We start from the raw sequence: 17979 nt of genomic DNA, 5'->3' as shown, positions 1-17979 counted from the left end.
CGACGTCGCGCTTACTTGACCGCCATGCAGGTGGTCAATTGGCTGCCCCGTACCGAACTGCCGTTTGCCGCGCCATCGCGGCCCGAGCTGTTGCAGGCGCTTGAGCCCGATGTGGTGTTGGAGTCTTCGGGGGAGGAAGCGGCCCCGCCGGTCGCGGTGATCAAGTCGGTGCCCGAGACACGCCCGGCGGTGGAGCGGACCAAGGTCGAAGTCCCGCGGCCTTCGCCAGTGACCAAGCCCACAGTGGCCGAAGAGGCTGCGCCGGTGGTCAAGGCGCCGGTGGTGCCGCCGCCGCGTTTTGCCCTGCAATTGCTGCGTGCCGGGCGCTGCCTGCTGCTGGTGGAACTGCCTACCGGCGAGCGCTTCCAAACCCGCGACCCGGCCTACCTGCTGCTCAAGGACATGCTGCGTGCCGCCGGCCTGCCCGACAGCCCGCAGATCGTCGGCGACCCGGTGCGCTGGCCGTTGCTGGCGCGGGGCACCATGGATCAAGGCCCGGAGGCCGCGCGCGACTTCGTGCAAGGGTTTGTCGCGGCGCGCCTGGAAGACGAACCCAGCGTGTGCGTGTGGCTGATTGGCCTGCCCGCCGTGCGGTTTGCCGGTGAAGCCAACGCCGAGGCGTGGTATCGCGAGCTGCAGGTCGAAAGCCTGGGCTCGGTTTGGGCCCTGCCGGGCCTGGAATTATTAATGGAAGAGCCACAGCGTAAGGCTGATGTCTGGCAAGCCATGCGCCGGCTGATGGCGCGCTGGAAAACAACCGATGAGTGAGGCTTTATCCTTCCGCCCGATGACCGAGGCCGACCTCGACGCCGTGCTGAAAATCGAATACGCGGCGTTCAGCCACCCTTGGACCCGTGGCATTTTCCTCGATGGGCTGGGCAAGTACCAGATCTGGCTGATGTTCGAAGGGGAGCAGCAGGTGGGGCATGGCGTGGTGCAGATCATTCTCGACGAGGCTCATCTGCTCAATATTACGGTCAAGCCGGAGAACCAGGGCCGTGGCCTGGGCCTGGCACTGCTGGAACACCTGATGTCGCGTGCCTATGCGGCGAATGCGCGGGAGTGTTTCCTGGAAGTGCGTGACAGCAATACCGGGGCCTTTCGGTTGTACGAGCGCTACGGATTCAATGAAATCGGCCGTCGCCGGGATTACTACCCGGCGGTCGGTGGGCGTGAAGATGCGGTGGTCATGGCCTGCACCCTGGTGGATTGACCACCCCAGCCGATGCGGGAGCGGCTGAGCCGGCTCCCGCAGGTTGAACTGCGCCGGTCAGCGATTACCGTCTACAGGGTCGATATCCGCCAGTTCTGCCTCATCCAGACCATTTCCTGCGCCAATCTCGTCTTCGTCCACAACACTCAGATCGAAATCGGCGGGGCTGTCTTCGCCGGCCTCTCGTGCATCCCGTGCGCCATCTTCGTGGATCAGGGTTTCCGGGCTCATGTCGTCGTCGGTCGATTCATGATCGTCGGTGGAAGCCCCGGTCATCCCGGCTTCACGCACGCGCTCGTCAGGCATCAAGTGTTCGCGCTCGCCACGGGGGATTTCGTCGCCGATTTCTGCGCTGGGTGCCTCGTCGTCAAAATCCAGCTCGCGCATCGAACCCATGCGGTCTTCGTTGTCATCAATCGGTTCGGGCTGGGTAGCGCCGTAGGGACGTCGTGATTCAGTCATGGCCAATCCTCATACTGTGGGGCATATAGTGTGTGGACAGGCACGGCGCCCCAAAGATTCAAGCTAATTGCGCATGGGCGTGACCTGGACGAGTGGTCGTGTGTCACACAGCTGCGCATCATTCCTGAGGCTTTCCTGATGAACGAACTACAAGACCTGCTTGATAACAACGAACGCTGGGCGGATGCGATCAAACAGGAAGATCCCGAATTCTTCGCCAAGCTCGCCCGCCAGCAAACCCCGGAATACCTGTGGATCGGCTGTTCCGATGCGCGGGTGCCGGCCAACGAGATCGTCGGCATGCTGCCGGGCGATCTGTTCGTGCACCGGAACGTGGCCAACGTGGTGCTGCACACCGACCTCAATTGCCTGTCGGTGATCCAGTACGCAGTCGATGTACTCAAGGTCAAACACATCCTCGTCACCGGGCACTATGGCTGCGGAGGCGTGCGTGCTTCCATGCAGGACCGCCAGTTCGGCCTGATCGACGGCTGGCTGCGCACCATTCGTGATCTCTACTATGAGAACCGTGACGTGCTGGCCCAGCTGCCGACCGAAGAAGAGCGTGTGGACCGGCTGTGCGAGCTGAACGTGATTCAGCAAGTAGCCAACGTCGGCCACACCAGCATTGTGCAAAACGCCTGGCACCGCGGGCAGAGCCTGTCGATCCATGGTTGCATCTACGGCATCAAGGATGGCCGCTGGAAAAGCCTGAACACCACCATCAGCGGCTTCGAGCAACTGCCACCGCAATACCGCCTGCGTCCGCTGGGCGAAGCTTAAGGGCGCTTACGCTCGCGCCATCGAGCCATGAACGCCTGCCCTTCGGCGTTCAGCGGCTCATCGCGACCCGTGATCCAGCCCCGGCAATTGAGCTCGCCGCAATGGCAGGCGAATTGTCGGGACAGGGTGTCCTCGTTGCTGGCGTAATCGAGCGTCAGTGGCGTGCCGGCGGGGATGGGCCTTACGGTCCACAACTCGAGGTAGGTGCTGTCGAAAAATACATTCGGGTTACACGAGTGCCGCAGCAGGCCGCAGAACCAGCAGTCGTACAAGTGGATACGCGGCGACAACTGCAGCGTGCGCGGGCCTCGTTTGTTCACGGCGTAGCCGGAAACCTGTGCAATCAGCACACGGCTGTCGAATCCAACGCGCGCCTCGACACCGCCGCCTTTGCCAACGATCTTGAAGTGTTTGGACGAGGGGTAGCCTCGCTCAACGAGCAATGTCTTGAAAGGGTACAGGCAATCATTTGCTGCCGTTTCAGCCATACCCATGGCTTGAGTTTTCATGACTCTCCTAGGTGGGCCCTTGGTCAGGCTGCTTCGACCTGCGGATAATGTCTGACTGCCAGTCTTGCAATGGATGGGCGCGGCTCAAGGTTCGCCGAAGTTGGATCCGATTTCTACTGTCAAATATGACAGTAGAAATCGTTCGCGCAGGGTGGCGCCCTACAGGTGCGGCGCCATGATTGTCGGCGTCGGGGCGGCGTTCTTCAGTTGCTTGAGCTGAGTTTTTATGGTCGGGGTGGCGCACTTGGCGTTAGCTTCGGTCGGGGTCAGTTTGCGCACCGAGGTGTAGAACAATTCACAGGTCTGTTCCTTGCGCGTGACCTGCCAGGTGTTCATACAGGCCTGGAGCAGCACGTTCGCATCGCTCGCCGGTTTCTGGCCCATGCCCGCCTGCCAGCAGGCGGCGCTCAAGTCCTGGCCCATGACTTTCAAACCCGCCTCGTCGGCCTTCTGCTCGTTGCCGTCATACGTCGCCGGGTCGGCGGCGTACCAGATATAGCTGGGGTGGTTGGAGCCCAGCACCGATACGCTCTTACCGACAGCCGGGCTGATCTGCGCCAGGCCCAGCACGCCCACGGTTTGCCCGTATTGCTGCTTGATCCAGTTACGCACCGGTGCGCCGAACGCCACCATCGGCAGCGCGCCGTTGGGCAACAGGCTCAATTCCTTGACCATGCGCGTCTGGTAGTCGGTGAAATAGCTGTAGACCGCCTCCAAATCTTTACCGGCATTGGAGGGTGCGGCGATGGGGGCGATATCGATGATGGTCTGGTAGGCCGGGGTTTCGGTGGCCGGCACACCGTTGTCGATGAGCAGCGTGGCCCAACGGTCGGTGGTGGCCGATTCCAGGTAATCCTGGGCCTGGGTCAGCGAATAGTCCGGCGGGAAGTGCAGCAATTCGATGCTCTTGCGGTTTTCCAGGGCCATGCCCAGCGGCAGGAACAGGTACCAGTTATAGGCCCACTTGCCGTCGCTGTTGAGTTTGCTGGCGCCCTGATACGCCAGGTCGGCGGTGTTGAGCAGGGTAGTCAATGGCTGGCCATAACCGTCCGGCACGCCGCTGAATGTCGCCGTCACCTGGCCGTCATGGCTTTTGACGCTGACTTTGGCGCGGCTGTAACCGTCGCGCTGCAGGCTCTGGTTCAGGTAATGCTCGGCGGTCTGCTCCAGCGTCCAGGGCCGATAACAGATCACATTGCAGTTATTGGGAAAGGCGAACAATTGGGTGACGCGCTGGGTACTGCCCAGAGGTACTTCGATATCGGCTTGCACGACCGCACTGACCATCAGTGCGGCCAGGGTCAGGGACAGCCTGGTCGATGTGAACATAATTGATTCCTTGTCAGCGAAAGCCCGTCTGCGCGGGATGAAGGCCCACTTGCACACAGTAGCGGCTGACCAGGAAAACCGCGTGCTAAATCAGCGAACATGTCGCTATTGGATAAGAAACCCTACACGCTGAAGTGCAATGCGTTGCTCAGATCGCCCATCGGCACCTGGCCGCGTGCAATCATCGCGTCGTCGCGCTGTTTCAGGCCGGGCAGGGTCTCGAGCTGGAAAACCCGAGTAATCAACCGCAGGATCGACGCGGTGTCGTAAACCGTGTGGTCCACTGTGCCCTTGCGCGCGAAGGGCGACACCACCAGCGCCGGAACGCGCGTGCCAGGGCCCCAGCGATCACCCTTGGGCGGTGCCACGTGGTCCCACCAGCCGCCGTTTTCATCGACGGTCACCACTACCACCATGTTTTTCCATTGCGCACTTTCCTGCAACACCTTCAGCGCGCGGACGATATGCCGGTCGCCCGACGCCACATCGGCGTAACCGGCGTGCATGTTCAGGTTGCCCTGAGGCTTGTAGAACGTCACTGCCGGCAGCTTTCCAGCCTGCGCATCGGCAAAGAACTTGTTGGTACTGGACTCATCGCCCAACCCCCCATCGCGCAGACGCTTGCTGCGCTCCGCCGGGTTCTGCGGCCCCTGTTGCTTGAAGTAGTTGAACGGCTGATGGTGGTACTGGAAATTGGGAATCTTGGGGATCCCGCCCGAATCCTTGAACTGATCCAGCGTCGCCTGCCAGGCCCCGGCGTACCAGGCCCAGTCGACATTCTTCTTCGACAGCTTGTCGCCGATGTGTTCGTGGGTCTGCGGCACCAGCACATTGGGCAGGTCGGGCTTGGAGTAATCCGGATTCTGCGGGTCGCGGATCCAGGTCGGCCAATAGGGCGGGGCCAGGGTGTTTACCGCATAACCGTCCGGAGTCAACGCACTGGGGCCGAATTGCGGCGGGCCGGTCATGGCGCTGGCCGGGGATTTGTCCAATGGCTTGAGGCGCGTGTCGGTGGGGTCATCGCTTTGCAACGTGGCGATCTGCGATTTGGCCACCGATTGCGCCGCGTTCGGGTACACCGGCGCGGTGGCGCTGATCAGGTATTGATGGTTGAGGAATGAGCCGCCAAACGCGCCCTGGAAGAAGTTGTCGCAAAGCACGAACTCTTTGGCCACGTCCCACAGACGCAGGGAATAACGGCTCTGGGCGTAATGGCCCATCACCAGGCCGCCGGAATCGGCCCAGGCAACAAAACCGTCGTTCTTGCCGCCGTTGATCTGCATCTGGTTCTGGTAGAACACATGCCATAAGTCGCGGGTCACCAGGCTCAAAGGCAAGTCTTCGGCATTCGGGCCCTTGAGGGCGAACGGTGCGTTGGGCAGGTTTTCCTGGAATTGAAAGTCATTGGGGTAAGTCACCCCGTCCACGCTTTGCGGGCCTACCTGCAGCACACCGCCCCAAACTGCAGGCAGGGTGGTCAGCAGGCTGCCGTCGCGGTCGCGCTGCTGGTAGTCGGCGGCGGAGAGCGCCGACAGTGGTTTCTCCACGCCGGGGAAATCCGCAAACAGATTATTGAAACTGCGGTTTTCGGCGTAGATCACCACCACGGTTTTCACCTGTTCGCGCAAAGCCTTGTCCAGTTCCTGCGGCGTCAGTGGTCGTGCCTGCGGTGTGTCGGGCGCTTCGCTGGTATTGCCGCAGCCGCTCAAGGTAGCGCCCACCCCCAGTACCGCCGCGCCTCCCAGAAAGCGCCGACGGCTGGTGTCCACAGGCGGTTGAGTTACAGAATCGGGGGAGGGGCGGTCTTTGTGCTCGTCACTCATTGCGGGGGAGTCCTGGCGAGATGTTGCAAGATATTTCGCAGGACGGTAGCAGGGGGATATGACGGAACCAAGACAACAGTGCGACCTGTCGGCGCTGCGAGAACCTGTGGGAGGGGGCTTGCCCCCGATGACTGCCTGACAGTCGACTGCAATGTCGCATCAGACCGAGCACATATACCGGCTGTCGCGCCTGATTGACTGCGCCCGTTGCAATAACAGGCGCACTCTCCATTGCCTACGGCATCACCGGCGGCAAATACGCCAGCGTGGTCCCCAACGCCCACAACAAGAACAGCACCAGCGGCGCATGCACCAGCAATTGCACGAACGAAAAACCGATCAAATCCCTCGCCTTGAGCCCCAGTACTCCCAACAGCGGCAGCATATAGAACGGGTTGATCAGGTTCGGCAGCGCTTCGGCGGCGTTGTAGATCTGCACCGACCAACCCAGGTGGTATTGCAGATCGTTGGCCACCTGCATCACGTACGGCGCCTCGATGATCCACTTGCCGCCGCCCGAAGGAATAAAGAAGCCCAGCACCGCCGAGTACACCCCCATCAGCAGCGCATAGGTGTCGTGGGAGGCGATGGAGGTGAAGAAGGTCGAGATATGGTGCGCCAGGGTCTGGCCGTCGCCGCCCTTGACCACTGTCATCAGCGCGGCGATCGAACCGTACAACGGGAATTGGATCAACACCCCGGTGGTGGTCGGCACCGCGCGGGCCACCGCATCCAGGAAACTGCGCGGGCGCCAGTGCAGCAGCGCGCCGACCATGATGAACAGAAAGTTATAGGTGTTGAGCCCCGAGATGGCACTGATCGCCGGCTTGGTCGAAAACTCATGGAACAGCCAACCGGCGGCCAGCAGCGCCAGCAGGATGGTCAGCAGCGGGCTGTGTTCCAGCCATTCGCCGGGGCGCGTCGGTGCCTGCGGCTTGGGCAGGTTGAAGGCCGGATCGACGCCACAGGCCTGGGCGTCGCGGGCACTGTTGGGGCCTGGGGCGGTGGCGTAGGCGATGATCAGCGACACCACGATCAGCGCCAGCAACAGCACGCCGGATTGCCACAGGAAGATCGTCTCGGTGAAGGGGATCATCCCGGTGATGGCCAGGATGGATGGCGGCAAACTGCCTGGGTTGGCCTGCAACTGCGCGGCCGACGACGACAGTCCCAGCGCCCACACCGCGCCCAGGCCCAGATAGGCGGCCGCACCCGCCGCGCGGTAATCCATGCGCAGGTCGTTGCGCCGAGCCAGCGCCCGCACCAGCAGACCGCCGAACACCAGGGACAAGCCCCAATTCAGCAACGACGCGACCATGGAAATCAGCGCCACCCACGCCACGGCCGAGCGGCCGTTCTTCGGAATGCGGGCCAGGCGGTCAATCAAGCGCACCGCCGGCGGCGAGCTGGCGACCACATAACCGCCAATCACCACAAAGGCCATCTGCATAGTGAACGGGATCAGGCTCCAGAAACCATCGCCAAAGGCTTTGGCGGCGTCGGTCGGGGCGGCGCCCATGCCCAGGGTCGCCACGGCGACGATGATCACCGCGAGCGCGGCAAACACCCAGGAGTCCGGGAACCAGCGTTCGGCAAAGTTGGAGCAGCGCAGGGCGAATCGGGCATAGCGGCTTTCTTCGATAGCGTCGGCCACGAGTCATTACCTCTTGTCGTTATTATGGGTTTGGCAATTGGACGGCATATTCCGCTACGGCCATTCATATGGGAATGCAGTTATCTTCATCGATCCATGAGGAAAACAAATATATCTGCCGCGATTGCCATGATCCGGTTCAGCTCATAACCTGCACGCCATTTTGTTTGTCTGCCGAGCCACTCCATGACTGCCACCTCTGTCGCACAGGCGCAGCGCTTTTCCCGCTCCGACTACAAAACCCTGGGCCTGGCTGCCTTGGGCGGTGCCTTGGAAATCTATGACTTCATCATCTTTGTGTTTTTCGCGCTGACCCTCAGCCAACTGTTCTTCCCGCCGCAAATGCCCGAGTGGCTGCGCCTGCTGCAAAGCTTCGGCATCTTTGTCACCGGCTACCTGGCGCGCCCGTTGGGCGGCATCCTGATGGCGCATTTTGCCGATCACCTGGGACGCAAACGCGTATTCAGCCTGAGCATCCTGATGATGGCCTTGCCCTGCCTGCTGATCGGGATCATGCCCACCTACGCCCAGATCGGTTATTTCGCACCGCTGATCCTGTTGGCGCTGCGGGTGCTGCAAGGCGCGGCGGTGGGCGGTGAAGTGCCCAGTGCCTGGACCTTCGTTGCCGAGCATGCGCCGCGCAACCATCGCGGTTACGCGCTCGGTTTCCTACAGGCCGGGCTGACCTTCGGTTACTTGCTTGGCGCTCTGACCGCAACGCTGCTGGCGCAAGTCTTTACGCCCGCTGAGATCCTCGACTACGCCTGGCGGTTTCCTTTCCTGCTCGGTGGTGTGTTCGGGGTGATCGGCGTGTGGCTGCGCCGCTGGCTCAGTGAAACCCCGGTCTTCATGCAAATGCAGGCGCGCCGACAGGCTGCCGCCGAACTGCCGCTGCGCACCGTATTGCGCGACCATCGCGCGGTGTTGCTGCCGGCGATGATCCTCACCTGCGTGCTCACCTCGGCCGTGGTGGTGCTGGTGGTCATTACCCCGACCATGATGCAGAAAACCTTCGGCATGAGCCCCAGTCACACCTTCGCCTTGAGCGCGCTGGGCATCGTCTTTCTCAACATCGGCTGTGTGCTCGCCGGCCTGCTGGTGGACCGCATCGGTGCCTGGCGCGCGGTGCTGGTCTACAGCCTGTTGCTGCCGGTGGGGATTGCGCTGTTGTACGCCAGCCTGATCGGCGGTGGTGCGTGGCTCGGCGCCGCGTATGCCGTTGCGGGCTTGAGCTGCGGGGTGGTGGGCGCCGTGCCCTCGGTGATGGTCGGCCTGTTTCCGCCGGCGGTGAGGGTGTCGGGGATTTCCTTCACGTACAACATCGCCTACGCGCTGTGGGCCAGCACCACGCCGCTGATGCTGATCGCACTCATGCCCGCCAGTCCGTGGATCTGTGTGGGCTACTGCGTGGTGATGGGCGCGGTGGGGGTGGGCAGTGTGGCGCTGTTTGGCAAGCGCCACGCTTTGATGGCCTGAGGGTCAGGTCAGGAAGTGCCAGAGCAGCAACGTACCGACCAGGCCGACCACGGACACAATGGTCTGCAGTACCGACCAGACCCAAATGGTCTGCTTGAGCTGCAGCCCGAAATACTCACGCACCATCCAGAACCCGGCATCGTTGACGTGGCAGAAGAACACCGAGCCGGCGCCGATCGCCAGGGCCACCAGTGAGCTTTGTGTCGCCGCCAGGCCCGCCATCATCGGCGCCAGGATGCCCGCCGTTGTGGTGGTGGCGACGGTGGCCGAACCCGTGGCCTGCCGCAACGCCACGGCGATCAGCCAGGCCAGCAGCAGATACGGCATGTGCGCGCCTTCGGCGACCTTGCTGATGGTCTGGCTGACGCCGGCGTCGAGCAGGGTTTGCTTGAGGCCGCCGCCGGCTCCGATGGTCAACAGCAACACCGCAATCGGCGCGAGTGCCTTGCGCAGGGTATTGCCGACCTCGGCGCGTGGCATGCCGGCCGCCCAGCCCAGGCAGATCACCGCAGCGATTACCGCCAGGCCGAGGGCGATCAGCGGTTCGCCGAGGAACTTGAGCGTCATGCCCACACTGCTTTCGGCGGGCAATGCGACTTTGGCCAAGGTGCTGCCGAGCATCAGAATCACCGGCAACAGAATGATCAGCAACGACACGCCGAAGGTCGGCTGGCGCGGTGCCTTGGGCGGCGCGCTGAACAGCGCGCCGATGTCGGCCGGCTCATCCACATGCAGGCGCTTGGACAGCCAGTTGCCATAGATCGGCCCGGCCAGTATCACCGCCGGCACCGCCAGGCTAAAGCCCAGCAACATGGTCAGGCCCAGGTCGGCGTGAAGCGCGCCCACCGCAATCAGCGGCCCTGGGTGCGGCGGCATCAACGCGTGCAACGTGGTCATGCCCGCCAGCGCCGGGATGGCGATTTTCAGCAGTGGCTGGTTCGAGCGCTTGGCCATGACGAAGATGATCGGCACCATCATCACCAGGCCCACTTCAAAGAACAGCGGCAAGCCGATCACCATCGCCACCAAGGCCATGACCCACGGCAGCGACTTGCCCTTGCCCAGCCCCAGCAGGGTGGTGGCGATGCGATCGGCCGCACCGGACTCGGCCATCAGCGCGCCTAGCATCGAACCCAGGGCAATGATGATCCCGGCCTCGCCAAGGATCGCCCCGGCGCCTTTGCTGAAGGCCTTGGCCACGTCTTCCGGCGGCAGGCCTGCACCAACCCCGGCGATAAAGGTGCCGATCAAAATCGACAGAAACGGCGGTAGCTTGGTCGCGCTGATCAGCACGATGATGCTGGCGATGGCCAGTAGTACGCAAAACATCAGGCGGGTGTCGTGCACCATCCACGCAGCAGTCGATAACGCCAAAGCGGGACTCCTTATCGAACAGGTTAGGATAATTGTTTCTTTTTGTTTCCTGCGCCAAAAGGATACCTGATCGGACGTTGCCCCCCTATAGATCCGTTGTGTTGGCGATTTTTTTCATGTTCCGAGGGCTTGGCCACTCACGGCGGACCTTACCCGGGGAGCTTGTGCTTGAGGTATCGTAGGTTTTTTCGCTTGAAGAGCCACCCTGCATGAGCCCCGAACACTGCCGTCCTGTCCCGCTGCCCAAGGCCTACCGCTTGCTCAATCACGGCCCGACCGTGCTGGTGAGCGCCGCTCATGAAGGCCAGCGCACTATCATGGCTGCCGCCTGGGCCATGCCGATGGATTTCGAACCGCCGAAGGTCGCGGTGGTGTTGGACAAATCCACCTGGACCCGCGAACTGCTGGAAGGCGCCGGCACCTTTGTGCTGCAGGTGCCGTGTGCGGCCCAGGCCGACCTGGTGCAGACCGTCGGTACCATCAGTGGCCGCGACCTCGACAAATTCGCCGCCTATGGCTTGCGCACGTTCAACGGTGAACACACCGACGCACCGTTGCTGGAGGGGTGCGTGGCGTGGTTGGAGTGCCGCCTGCTGCCCGAGCCGCATAACCAGCAAACCTACGACCTGTTCCTCGGTGAAGTGGTCGCCGCCTACGCCGATGAGCGTGTCTTCAGTGACGGGCGCTGGCACTTCGAGGGGCACGACCCATTGCGCACCTTGCACCACGTGGCGGGCGGGCATTTCCTGAGCATCGGCCAGCCGATCGATGGGCGCCAGTTGTAAGCCTGGCCAACGCATTCAACGTCCCAGCATCTTCACCCAGCGCGACGGCGGCATGCCGTAGGTGCTGCGAAATTGCCGGGTCATATGGCTCTGGTCGGTGAAGCCGGCGGTGAGCGCCGCATCTACCAGAGATTGGCCCTGGGCCAGGAGGCTGCGCACCAGGTCCAGGCGGCGCATGGTCAGGTAACGGTAGGGGCTGGTGCCGAACAGCAGGCGAAAATCCCGCGACAAGGCCCAGCGGTCTCGCCCTGCGTGCTCGGCCATGTCATCGAGTGTGATGCTGCGGCCCAGGGCACTGTGGATAAATTCCCGTGCCCGCTCGGCGGCCAGGTAGTCGAACGTCTTGCGGCTGACGACCGCTCCTGACGCAGCGCTCAACGCCTGGGCCAGGTCGAACAACGCATCCTGTTCCTGCAACGGGTCGACCGGGCAATCCAGGTTCTGCAACAGCACTTCGCTGGCGCGGAACAGCCGCGGATCGGTGGACAATCCTGCGGGCACGAACGGCAACGGCCTGCCGCCGAGGATCTGCTGAATCAACGCCGGTTCCACATAAATCATGCGGTACTTGAAGCCTTCCTCGCTCCCGGCGCGGCCGTCGTGCACCTCATCGGGATGAATCACCATGGTCGTGCCGGGCAGGCTGTGGATCATGCCGCCGCGGTAATGAAAACTCTGCACGCCGAACAACGTACGCCCGATGGCGTAAGTGTCGTGGCGATGCGGGTCGAAGGCGAAACCTGCAAAGTACGCCTCGATACGGTCCAGGCCGCTGGCGTGCGGCGCACGGTGCAGCCAATCGAGCGGGGTGGTCGAATTGCCCATGGTGACTTGTCACAGGAAGAGGTGGAAACACGGTAACTCAGTGTGGGGCGCGCTGTCTGCGGGGTCTTGTACGATCGTGCAGCCGCTGGCTACCCGCGCGTTTGGCAAGCGCTGACCGCCCATGGTAAGAAGCCCTACGTTCAACAATGAGGTCGAGTCATGGGCAAGGTGCGGGTAGGTATTATTTTCGGTGGCCGTTCGGCTGAGCATGAAGTGTCGTTGCAGTCGGCGCGCAACATCGTCGATGCCCTCGACCGTACGCGCTTCGAACCGATCCTGATTGGCATCGACAAGGCCGGTCACTGGCACCTCAACGACACCTCCAACTTCCTGCTTAATCAGGAAAACCCAGCCTTGATCGCCCTCAACCAATCCAATCGCGAACTGGCGGTCGTGCCGGGCAAAGCCAATCGCCAGGTCGTGGAGACTTCCGGCCAAGGCGTGCTGGAACATATCGACGTGATCTTTCCCATCGTCCACGGCACCCTTGGGGAAGACGGGTGCCTGCAAGGCTTGCTGCGCATGGCCGACCTGCCGTTTGTCGGTTCCGACGTGCTGGGCTCGGCTATTTGCATGGACAAGGACATCAGCAAGCGCCTGCTGCGTGACGCCGGTATCGCCGTCACTCCCTTCCTGACGCTCACCCGTGGCAATGCGGCCCGCACTTCGTTTGAGAAGGCGGCGAATACGCTGGGCCTGCCGCTGTTCGTCAAACCGGCCAACCAGGGATCTTCAGTGGGCGTGAGCAAGGTCGGCAGCGAAGCCGAGTACCGTGCCGCCGTTGAACTGGCGCTGGGTTTCGATGAGAAGGTACTGGTGGAGTCTGCTGTTCAGGGTCGTGAAATCGAATGTGCGGTATTGGGCAACGACAACCCCATCGCCAGCGGTTGCGGCGAGATCGTGGTGAGCAGCGGGTTCTATTCCTACGACAGCAAATACATCGACGACCAGGCTGCCCAGGTGGTGGTGCCGGCCGCGATCAGTCATGACGCCAGCGAACGCATTCGCCACCTGGCAGTGCAGGCGTTTGAAGTGTTGGGCTGCTCCGGGCTGGCGCGTGTCGATGTGTTCCTCACTGACAATGGCGAGGTATTGATCAACGAAATCAACTCGCTGCCCGGCTTCACCCGCATCAGCATGTACCCCAAGCTATGGCAGGCCGCGGGGATGAGCTACAGCGAGCTGGTCACCCGCCTGATCGAACTGGCGATGGAGCGGCACGCGGCGCGCAAGGGGCTGAAGATCAGCCGCTGAGTGAGCGTGTTGTGGTGAACGGGCTTGCCCCCTTCCAGTCAGTCACCCAGCGCTTCGCCTTCGCGCCGAGGGTCGGCGCCGCCGTTCAGCGATACCTTGCCTTGCGCGTCCCGCGTGCGGACGATGGCCTGTACGCCGCTGGTCATCTCGATCTCGCTCAGCGTGTGGCCCTTGTCTTTCAGCGCCTGTTTGAGCGCCGGGCTGACCAGGCCCGCCTCCAGCTCGGTTGCGCCATTGCGACTGCCGAAGTTAGGCAGGTTGATCGCCGCCTGCGGATCGAGTTTCCAGTCGAGCAGGGCCACCAGGGACTTGCTCACGTATTCGATGATTTGCGAGCCTCCCGGAGAGCCCACAGTGGCCAGCAGCTCACCGCTGCGGCGGTCGAATACCAATGTCGGTGCCATGGCCGAACGTGGCCGTTTGCCGGGTTGCACGCGGTTGGCGACGGGCTGGCCATTTTCTTCGGGGATGAACGAAAAGTCGGTCATCTGGTTGTTGAGCAAAAAGCCCTGGACCATCAGGTGGGAGCCAAACGCGGCTTCCACCGTGGTGGTCATCGACACCGCGCCGCCCAGGTCATCCACCGCCACCACCTGCGAGGTGGAGATGCGCAGCGGCGAACGATCCGGTGCGTAGGCCACCTGCAGGCCAGCCGGTTGACCGGGCTTGGCCACGCCCATGCTGCGTTCACCGATCAAGGTGGCGCGCCGGGCCAGGTAGTCCGGTGCGATCAGGCCTGCGACCGGAACCGGTGTGAAATCGGCGTCGGCCACATACAGCGCGCGATCGGCAAATGCCAGGCGCCCGGCCTCGGCGAGCAGGTGCACGGCCTCGGGCGTCGGTTCCAACCCGGCGGGCGATGGGCTTTTGAGCGGTGTCATCGGCGCGATGGCCAGGCGCGGATCGCGGGCTTCCAGCGCCTGCAGCGTGCCCAGGATCTGTGCCACGGCAATCCCACCGGAGGATGGCGGGGGCATGCCGCAGACTGTCCATTGTTTGTAATCGCTGCACAGCGGCGCGCGCTCCTTGGCGGCGTAGCCTTGCAGGTCGGCCTGGGACAGGCTCCCGGCATTGCGATGGCCCTGGACCTTGCGCACGATTTCGTCGGCAATCGGCCCGGTGTAGAGCGCGTCCGGCCCTTCCTTGGCGATGCGCTTGAACACCTGGGCCAGCGCCGGGTTCTTCAACAGGGTGCCGGTGGCTTTAGGCGTGCCGTCGGCATTCAGGAAATATGCCGCCATGTCCGGCGATTGGGCGATATACGGGTCGGCGGCAATCAGACTGTGCAAGCGCGGGGAAATCGCGAAGCCTTGTTCCGCCAGACGGATCGCCGGCTCGAACAATTTGGCCCACTGCAGATGACCGGTCTTTTTATGCGCCATTTCCAGCGCACGCAGTACCCCTGGCGTACCGACCGAGCGGCCACCGATCTGTGCTTCGGGAAACGCCATCGGCTTGCCGTCGGCGCTGAGGAACAGGTGCTCTGAGGCCCCGGCCGGTGCGGTTTCGCGGCCGTCGTACGCGTGCACGTTTTCGCCATCCCACAGCAGGATGAATGCACCGCCACCGATCCCCGATGACTGCGGCTCCACCAGGGTCAACACCGCCTGCATTGCAATCGCGGCGTCAATCGCCGAGCCGCCCTGGCGCAACATGTCGCGCCCGGCTTGCGCGGCCAGCGGGTTGGCGGCGGCGGCCATGTGGCGCTCGGCGTGACGGGGGGTAAGGCCGGTGCGATAGCCCGAGCCCAGCTCCGGAGCCGGAGGCTGTTCGTTAACCGAGCTATGGCAGGCTGCCAACGCCAGGGTCGCGGCGATGACCGTCAGTTGACGGCGAGAAATCGAAAACACGCGCTGAACTCCGTTCATGGTAAGCAGTAATCGTTGTCCTTTGGCCAAGGCTGTTCTACAGGTAAATCGTGCCTTGCATATACAGCGCAGCCTTGCCGGAAATAATCACGCGGTCGCCCTTGAGTTCGCAGTGCAGCTGGCCTTTACGTGCGCCGCCTTGCTCCGCAGTCAAGTGGGTTTTGCCCAGGCGCTCGGCCCAGAACGGCGCCAACGAGGTGTGCGCCGAACCGGTGACCGGGTCTTCATTGACCCCGACATTCGGTCCGAACCAGCGCGACACAATGTCAAACCGCGTAGCGCGCGTGGTCACGGCAATTCCGCGCTTGGGCAGGCCCTTGAGCCGTGCAAAGTCCGGGGTCAGCGCCGCCACCTGGGCTTCATCCTGCAGCAGCACAATGAAGTCGTCGGTGCTGAACACGTCGGCATGTTCAATGCCCAGCGCGGCGAACATTCCGGCGGGCGGCTCGCACGGTTGTGGCGTTTTGGCCGGGAAATCCATCGCCAGCTCATCACCGTTGCGTGTCACGCGAAGCTCGCCGCTGCGGGTGGCAAAGCGCAGCACGTCGGCCCTGTCCGCCAGCTTGTGAATCAACACCCACGCCGCCGCGAGCGTGGCATGGCCACACAGGTCCACTTCGACTTCAGGGGTAAACCAGCGCAACTCATAACCTTCGCCCCGGCGTACGAAGTAAGCGGTTTCGGAGAGATTGTTCTCGGCGGCTATTGCCTGCAGCCGCTCGTCCGGCAACCACTCGGTGAGTGGGCAGACCGCAGCCGGGTTGCCGCCGAAAGGCTGTTCGCTGAAGGCGTCGACTTGGTAGATGTCCAATTTCACCGTGGGGCACTCCGTGTGTGGGGGAGGCTGGACACTAACAGTGGGTCGAGGGAGCGTCAAAATACAGTTGGAGAGTTTTTTTACGCGCATGTACAACGGCCGCGTGGGGCACGGCGGACATGCTTTTCGGCGGGCATAAAAAAACGGCCTACCTTTCGGTAAGCCGTTTTTCAGTACTTGGTGGCTACACAGACATTTGAACTGGATATTTAAGTTGCTGTTTTTATTGGCTATTTGTGTTTTTGTGTTTTTATGGGATACACCAGGGGATACACGGCGCTGTCTGCTGGGGTGTTTCTGGCCCGTTTCGCACTGACTTAAAAAAGCTGTCGAGGTTCGATGCTCCGCCCCCGACGAACGGTATCGTCATCGTGATAGCCGCCAGTGCAAAGGTATTGTCATCACCACCACTCCTTTGATGGATCAGTCCAAAGTGGCCCGACTATCTCGTTCTTCGCTTTTAAGGAGTCATCGCCACATCTTGCGGCGGTGATCCTGGAGTCGTGTTGCACCTTCACCGCAAGCGCTACCCCGTTTCGGGGTAATGGTCAGTTGCCTTAAGGTTGCCACCTGATAGTGATAACTCGTTGGTCAAGATGCGTTCGCGCCTATAAACCAATGAATTCTGTCCATTTCGCCCCTCGCTTGCAGATCGCTAAAACGGCACTAATCTCCACATCAACAAAAACCAATGGATGGGGGATGGAATGGCAAGCTTAGATAATCACATTTTGATGGCTTTAGGCCATTATAGATCTTTGGTTTCTCAGCATTTCCAGTGTCCAGTTTTGGCTTATGCAGGTCCCATCCACCCAGCGGTATTGAGCGCTTACGTTGTAGCTGTGGAGGCTATTGTCGCCCAATCTAAGAGCACTGACGTACAGGGCCGGATCTGCATTTTGCTCGCTACACCCGGCGGTGTAGTTGAGGCCGTAGAGAAAATGGTAGAAGTTACTCGCCATCACTTCACTGAGGTGCTTTTTGTCGTGCCCACGGCTGCGATGTCTGCCGGAACCATTTTCTGTATGTCTGGTGATAAGATTTTCATGGACTACACGTCTTCTCTCGGACCAATCGACCCACAGGTCCCACTTGAGAATGGAAATCTTGTGCCAGCACTTGGTTATATCGATAAGGTCAACGAGCTCATAGAAAAGTCAGCTAATAACAAGCTGACTGACGCCGAACTTTTGATGTTACAGCGGCTAGACCTCGCGACACTGCGTCGCTATGAGCAGGCAAGGGATCTTTCCGTGAGCCTTCTTAAGCAGTGGCTGGTGAAATACAAATTCAAGGATTGGGCGACGCACTCGATCACTAATCCGGGCGCCCCGGTCACGCAGATCGAGAAAGAACAGCGCGCCGAACAAATCGCCAAAGACCTCAGTGATAACAATCGGTGGCATTCTCATGGTCGGATGATTGGAATCCAGACATTGACCGACGGTCTGAAGCTTAAGATTGAGGACTATACGAATGACTCAGTGCTTAGGCAGAATCTGCGCATTTATTCGGAACTGCTTGCTGAGCATGCAGAGCGCCAGCAATCAGCCTTTATGCTTCACTATCAATAACGGACCACGAGGGATCACAGATGACCATCGACAAGCGTACCTCTGAAGCGGTACAGCGAGAGCTCGCCCAGCGCTCGACTGATCGAGCTCAGCGTCTGAATGATATGAACGATCGCTTTGAACGCTTGGTAAAAAGCGGAGCGGTCCAGCCGGAGCGTTACAATATTGCTCCTATCAATCCGATGTCCCTAACCACCCAGAACACCTTTTCTTAAGTGGCTATGGCATGGCAA

17 protein-coding genes are annotated in these 17979 nt (G+C 61.6%); 8 read left to right on the top strand and 9 right to left on the bottom strand.

The window, feature by feature from the left end; genetic code table 11:
- The first annotated feature begins 24 nt into the window (after positions 1 to 24).
- Together OSC50_RS21055 and rimI are read left to right on the top strand one after the other, a co-directional pair.
- Entirely contained in the window at positions 25 to 768 is a 744-nt protein-coding gene (locus OSC50_RS21055) for an energy transducer TonB (RefSeq protein ID WP_181079656.1), read from the top strand.
- Positions 761 to 1213 carry a ribosomal protein S18-alanine N-acetyltransferase gene (gene rimI, locus OSC50_RS21050; RefSeq protein ID WP_003188286.1) on the top strand — a complete coding sequence of 151 codons (453 nt, stop codon included), beginning with the start codon at positions 761 to 763 and terminating at the stop codon, positions 1211 to 1213. Before OSC50_RS21055 ends, rimI begins: the two co-directional genes overlap by 8 nt.
- A 57-nt stretch (positions 1214 to 1270) precedes the next feature.
- On the opposite strand, the gene OSC50_RS21045 is transcribed toward rimI, so the two are convergent.
- Positions 1271 to 1675, bottom strand: a complete 405-nt coding sequence (locus OSC50_RS21045) for a serine kinase/phosphatase (protein WP_181079555.1) — start codon at positions 1673 to 1675, stop codon at positions 1271 to 1273.
- A gap of 138 nt (positions 1676 to 1813) precedes the next feature.
- On the opposite strand from OSC50_RS21045, the gene can reads away from it, so the two are divergent.
- Positions 1814 to 2458 carry a carbonate dehydratase gene (gene can / locus OSC50_RS21040; protein ID WP_025856499.1) on the top strand — a complete coding sequence of 215 codons (645 nt, stop codon included), beginning with the start codon at positions 1814 to 1816 and terminating at the stop codon, positions 2456 to 2458.
- Here the strand turns inward: can and OSC50_RS21035 are convergent.
- The 4 genes from OSC50_RS21035 to OSC50_RS21020 form a co-directional block, all read right to left on the bottom strand.
- Complete coding sequence (locus tag OSC50_RS21035) at positions 2455 to 2967, bottom strand: SET domain-containing protein-lysine N-methyltransferase (protein ID WP_253510334.1); 513 nt, start codon at positions 2965 to 2967, stop codon at positions 2455 to 2457. The two genes, can and OSC50_RS21035, sit on opposite strands and share 4 nt — an antisense overlap.
- A 159-nt stretch (positions 2968 to 3126) precedes the next feature.
- Positions 3127 to 4296, bottom strand: a complete 1170-nt coding sequence (locus OSC50_RS21030; protein ID WP_266245818.1) for a hypothetical protein — start codon at positions 4294 to 4296, stop codon at positions 3127 to 3129.
- Positions 4297 to 4418: 122 nt separating this feature from the next.
- On the bottom strand, positions 4419 to 6119 hold the full coding sequence (locus OSC50_RS21025; RefSeq protein WP_266245820.1) for an acid phosphatase: 1701 nt from the start codon (positions 6117 to 6119) through the stop codon (positions 4419 to 4421).
- A 235-nt stretch (positions 6120 to 6354) separates the two neighbouring features.
- Positions 6355 to 7773, bottom strand: coding sequence for a short-chain fatty acid transporter (locus tag OSC50_RS21020; RefSeq protein ID WP_253510338.1), 1419 nt, complete (start codon positions 7771 to 7773; stop codon positions 6355 to 6357).
- Positions 7774 to 7959: 186 nt separating this feature from the next.
- Between OSC50_RS21020 and OSC50_RS21015 the strand changes: the two genes are divergently transcribed.
- On the top strand, positions 7960 to 9249 hold the full coding sequence (locus tag OSC50_RS21015) for an MFS transporter (RefSeq protein ID WP_181079560.1): 1290 nt from the start codon (positions 7960 to 7962) through the stop codon (positions 9247 to 9249).
- Between the two features lie 3 nt (positions 9250 to 9252).
- Here the strand turns inward: OSC50_RS21015 and OSC50_RS21010 are convergent, their stop codons facing one another.
- Positions 9253 to 10623, bottom strand: a complete 1371-nt coding sequence (locus OSC50_RS21010) for a GntT/GntP/DsdX family permease (protein WP_266245822.1) — start codon at positions 10621 to 10623, stop codon at positions 9253 to 9255.
- A 209-nt stretch (positions 10624 to 10832) separates the two neighbouring features.
- Here OSC50_RS21010 and OSC50_RS21005 point away from each other — a divergent pair, with 209 nt between their 5' ends.
- On the top strand, positions 10833 to 11408 hold the full coding sequence (locus OSC50_RS21005; RefSeq protein ID WP_253510342.1) for a flavin reductase family protein: 576 nt from the start codon (positions 10833 to 10835) through the stop codon (positions 11406 to 11408).
- A gap of 15 nt (positions 11409 to 11423) precedes the next feature.
- Here OSC50_RS21005 and OSC50_RS21000 read toward each other — a convergent pair whose 3' ends face one another.
- Positions 11424 to 12233 carry an AraC family transcriptional regulator gene (locus tag OSC50_RS21000; RefSeq protein WP_253510344.1) on the bottom strand — a complete coding sequence of 270 codons (810 nt, stop codon included), beginning with the start codon at positions 12231 to 12233 and terminating at the stop codon, positions 11424 to 11426.
- A gap of 159 nt (positions 12234 to 12392) precedes the next feature.
- Here OSC50_RS21000 and ddlA point away from each other — a divergent pair, with 159 nt between their 5' ends.
- Positions 12393 to 13487 carry a D-alanine--D-alanine ligase gene (gene ddlA, locus OSC50_RS20995; RefSeq protein WP_181079564.1) on the top strand — a complete coding sequence of 365 codons (1095 nt, stop codon included), beginning with the start codon at positions 12393 to 12395 and terminating at the stop codon, positions 13485 to 13487.
- A 38-nt stretch (positions 13488 to 13525) separates the two neighbouring features.
- Here ddlA and ggt read toward each other — a convergent pair whose 3' ends face one another.
- Positions 13526 to 15355: a gamma-glutamyltransferase gene (gene ggt / locus OSC50_RS20990; RefSeq protein WP_253510348.1), complete on the bottom strand. Its 1830-nt coding sequence runs from the start codon at positions 15353 to 15355 to the stop codon at positions 13526 to 13528.
- Between the two features lie 37 nt (positions 15356 to 15392).
- Positions 15393 to 16172, bottom strand: coding sequence for a PhzF family phenazine biosynthesis protein (locus OSC50_RS20985; protein WP_266245827.1), 780 nt, complete (start codon positions 16170 to 16172; stop codon positions 15393 to 15395).
- Between the two features lie 707 nt (positions 16173 to 16879).
- On the opposite strand from OSC50_RS20985, the gene OSC50_RS20980 reads away from it, so the two are divergent.
- Entirely contained in the window at positions 16880 to 17746 is an 867-nt protein-coding gene (locus OSC50_RS20980) for an SDH family Clp fold serine proteinase (protein ID WP_266245829.1), read from the top strand.
- Positions 17747 to 17766: 20 nt separating this feature from the next.
- On the top strand, positions 17767 to 17961 hold the full coding sequence (locus OSC50_RS20975) for a hypothetical protein (protein WP_108525240.1): 195 nt from the start codon (positions 17767 to 17769) through the stop codon (positions 17959 to 17961).
- Positions 17962 to 17979: the final 18 nt, after the last annotated feature.

The sequence above is a fragment of the Pseudomonas quebecensis genome, from assembly GCF_026410085.1.
Classification (GTDB): Bacteria; Pseudomonadota; Gammaproteobacteria; order Pseudomonadales; family Pseudomonadaceae; genus Aquipseudomonas; species Aquipseudomonas quebecensis.
The sequence above is the reverse complement of the archived record's forward strand: the minus strand, read 5'-3'. Positions and strand labels throughout refer to the sequence as shown.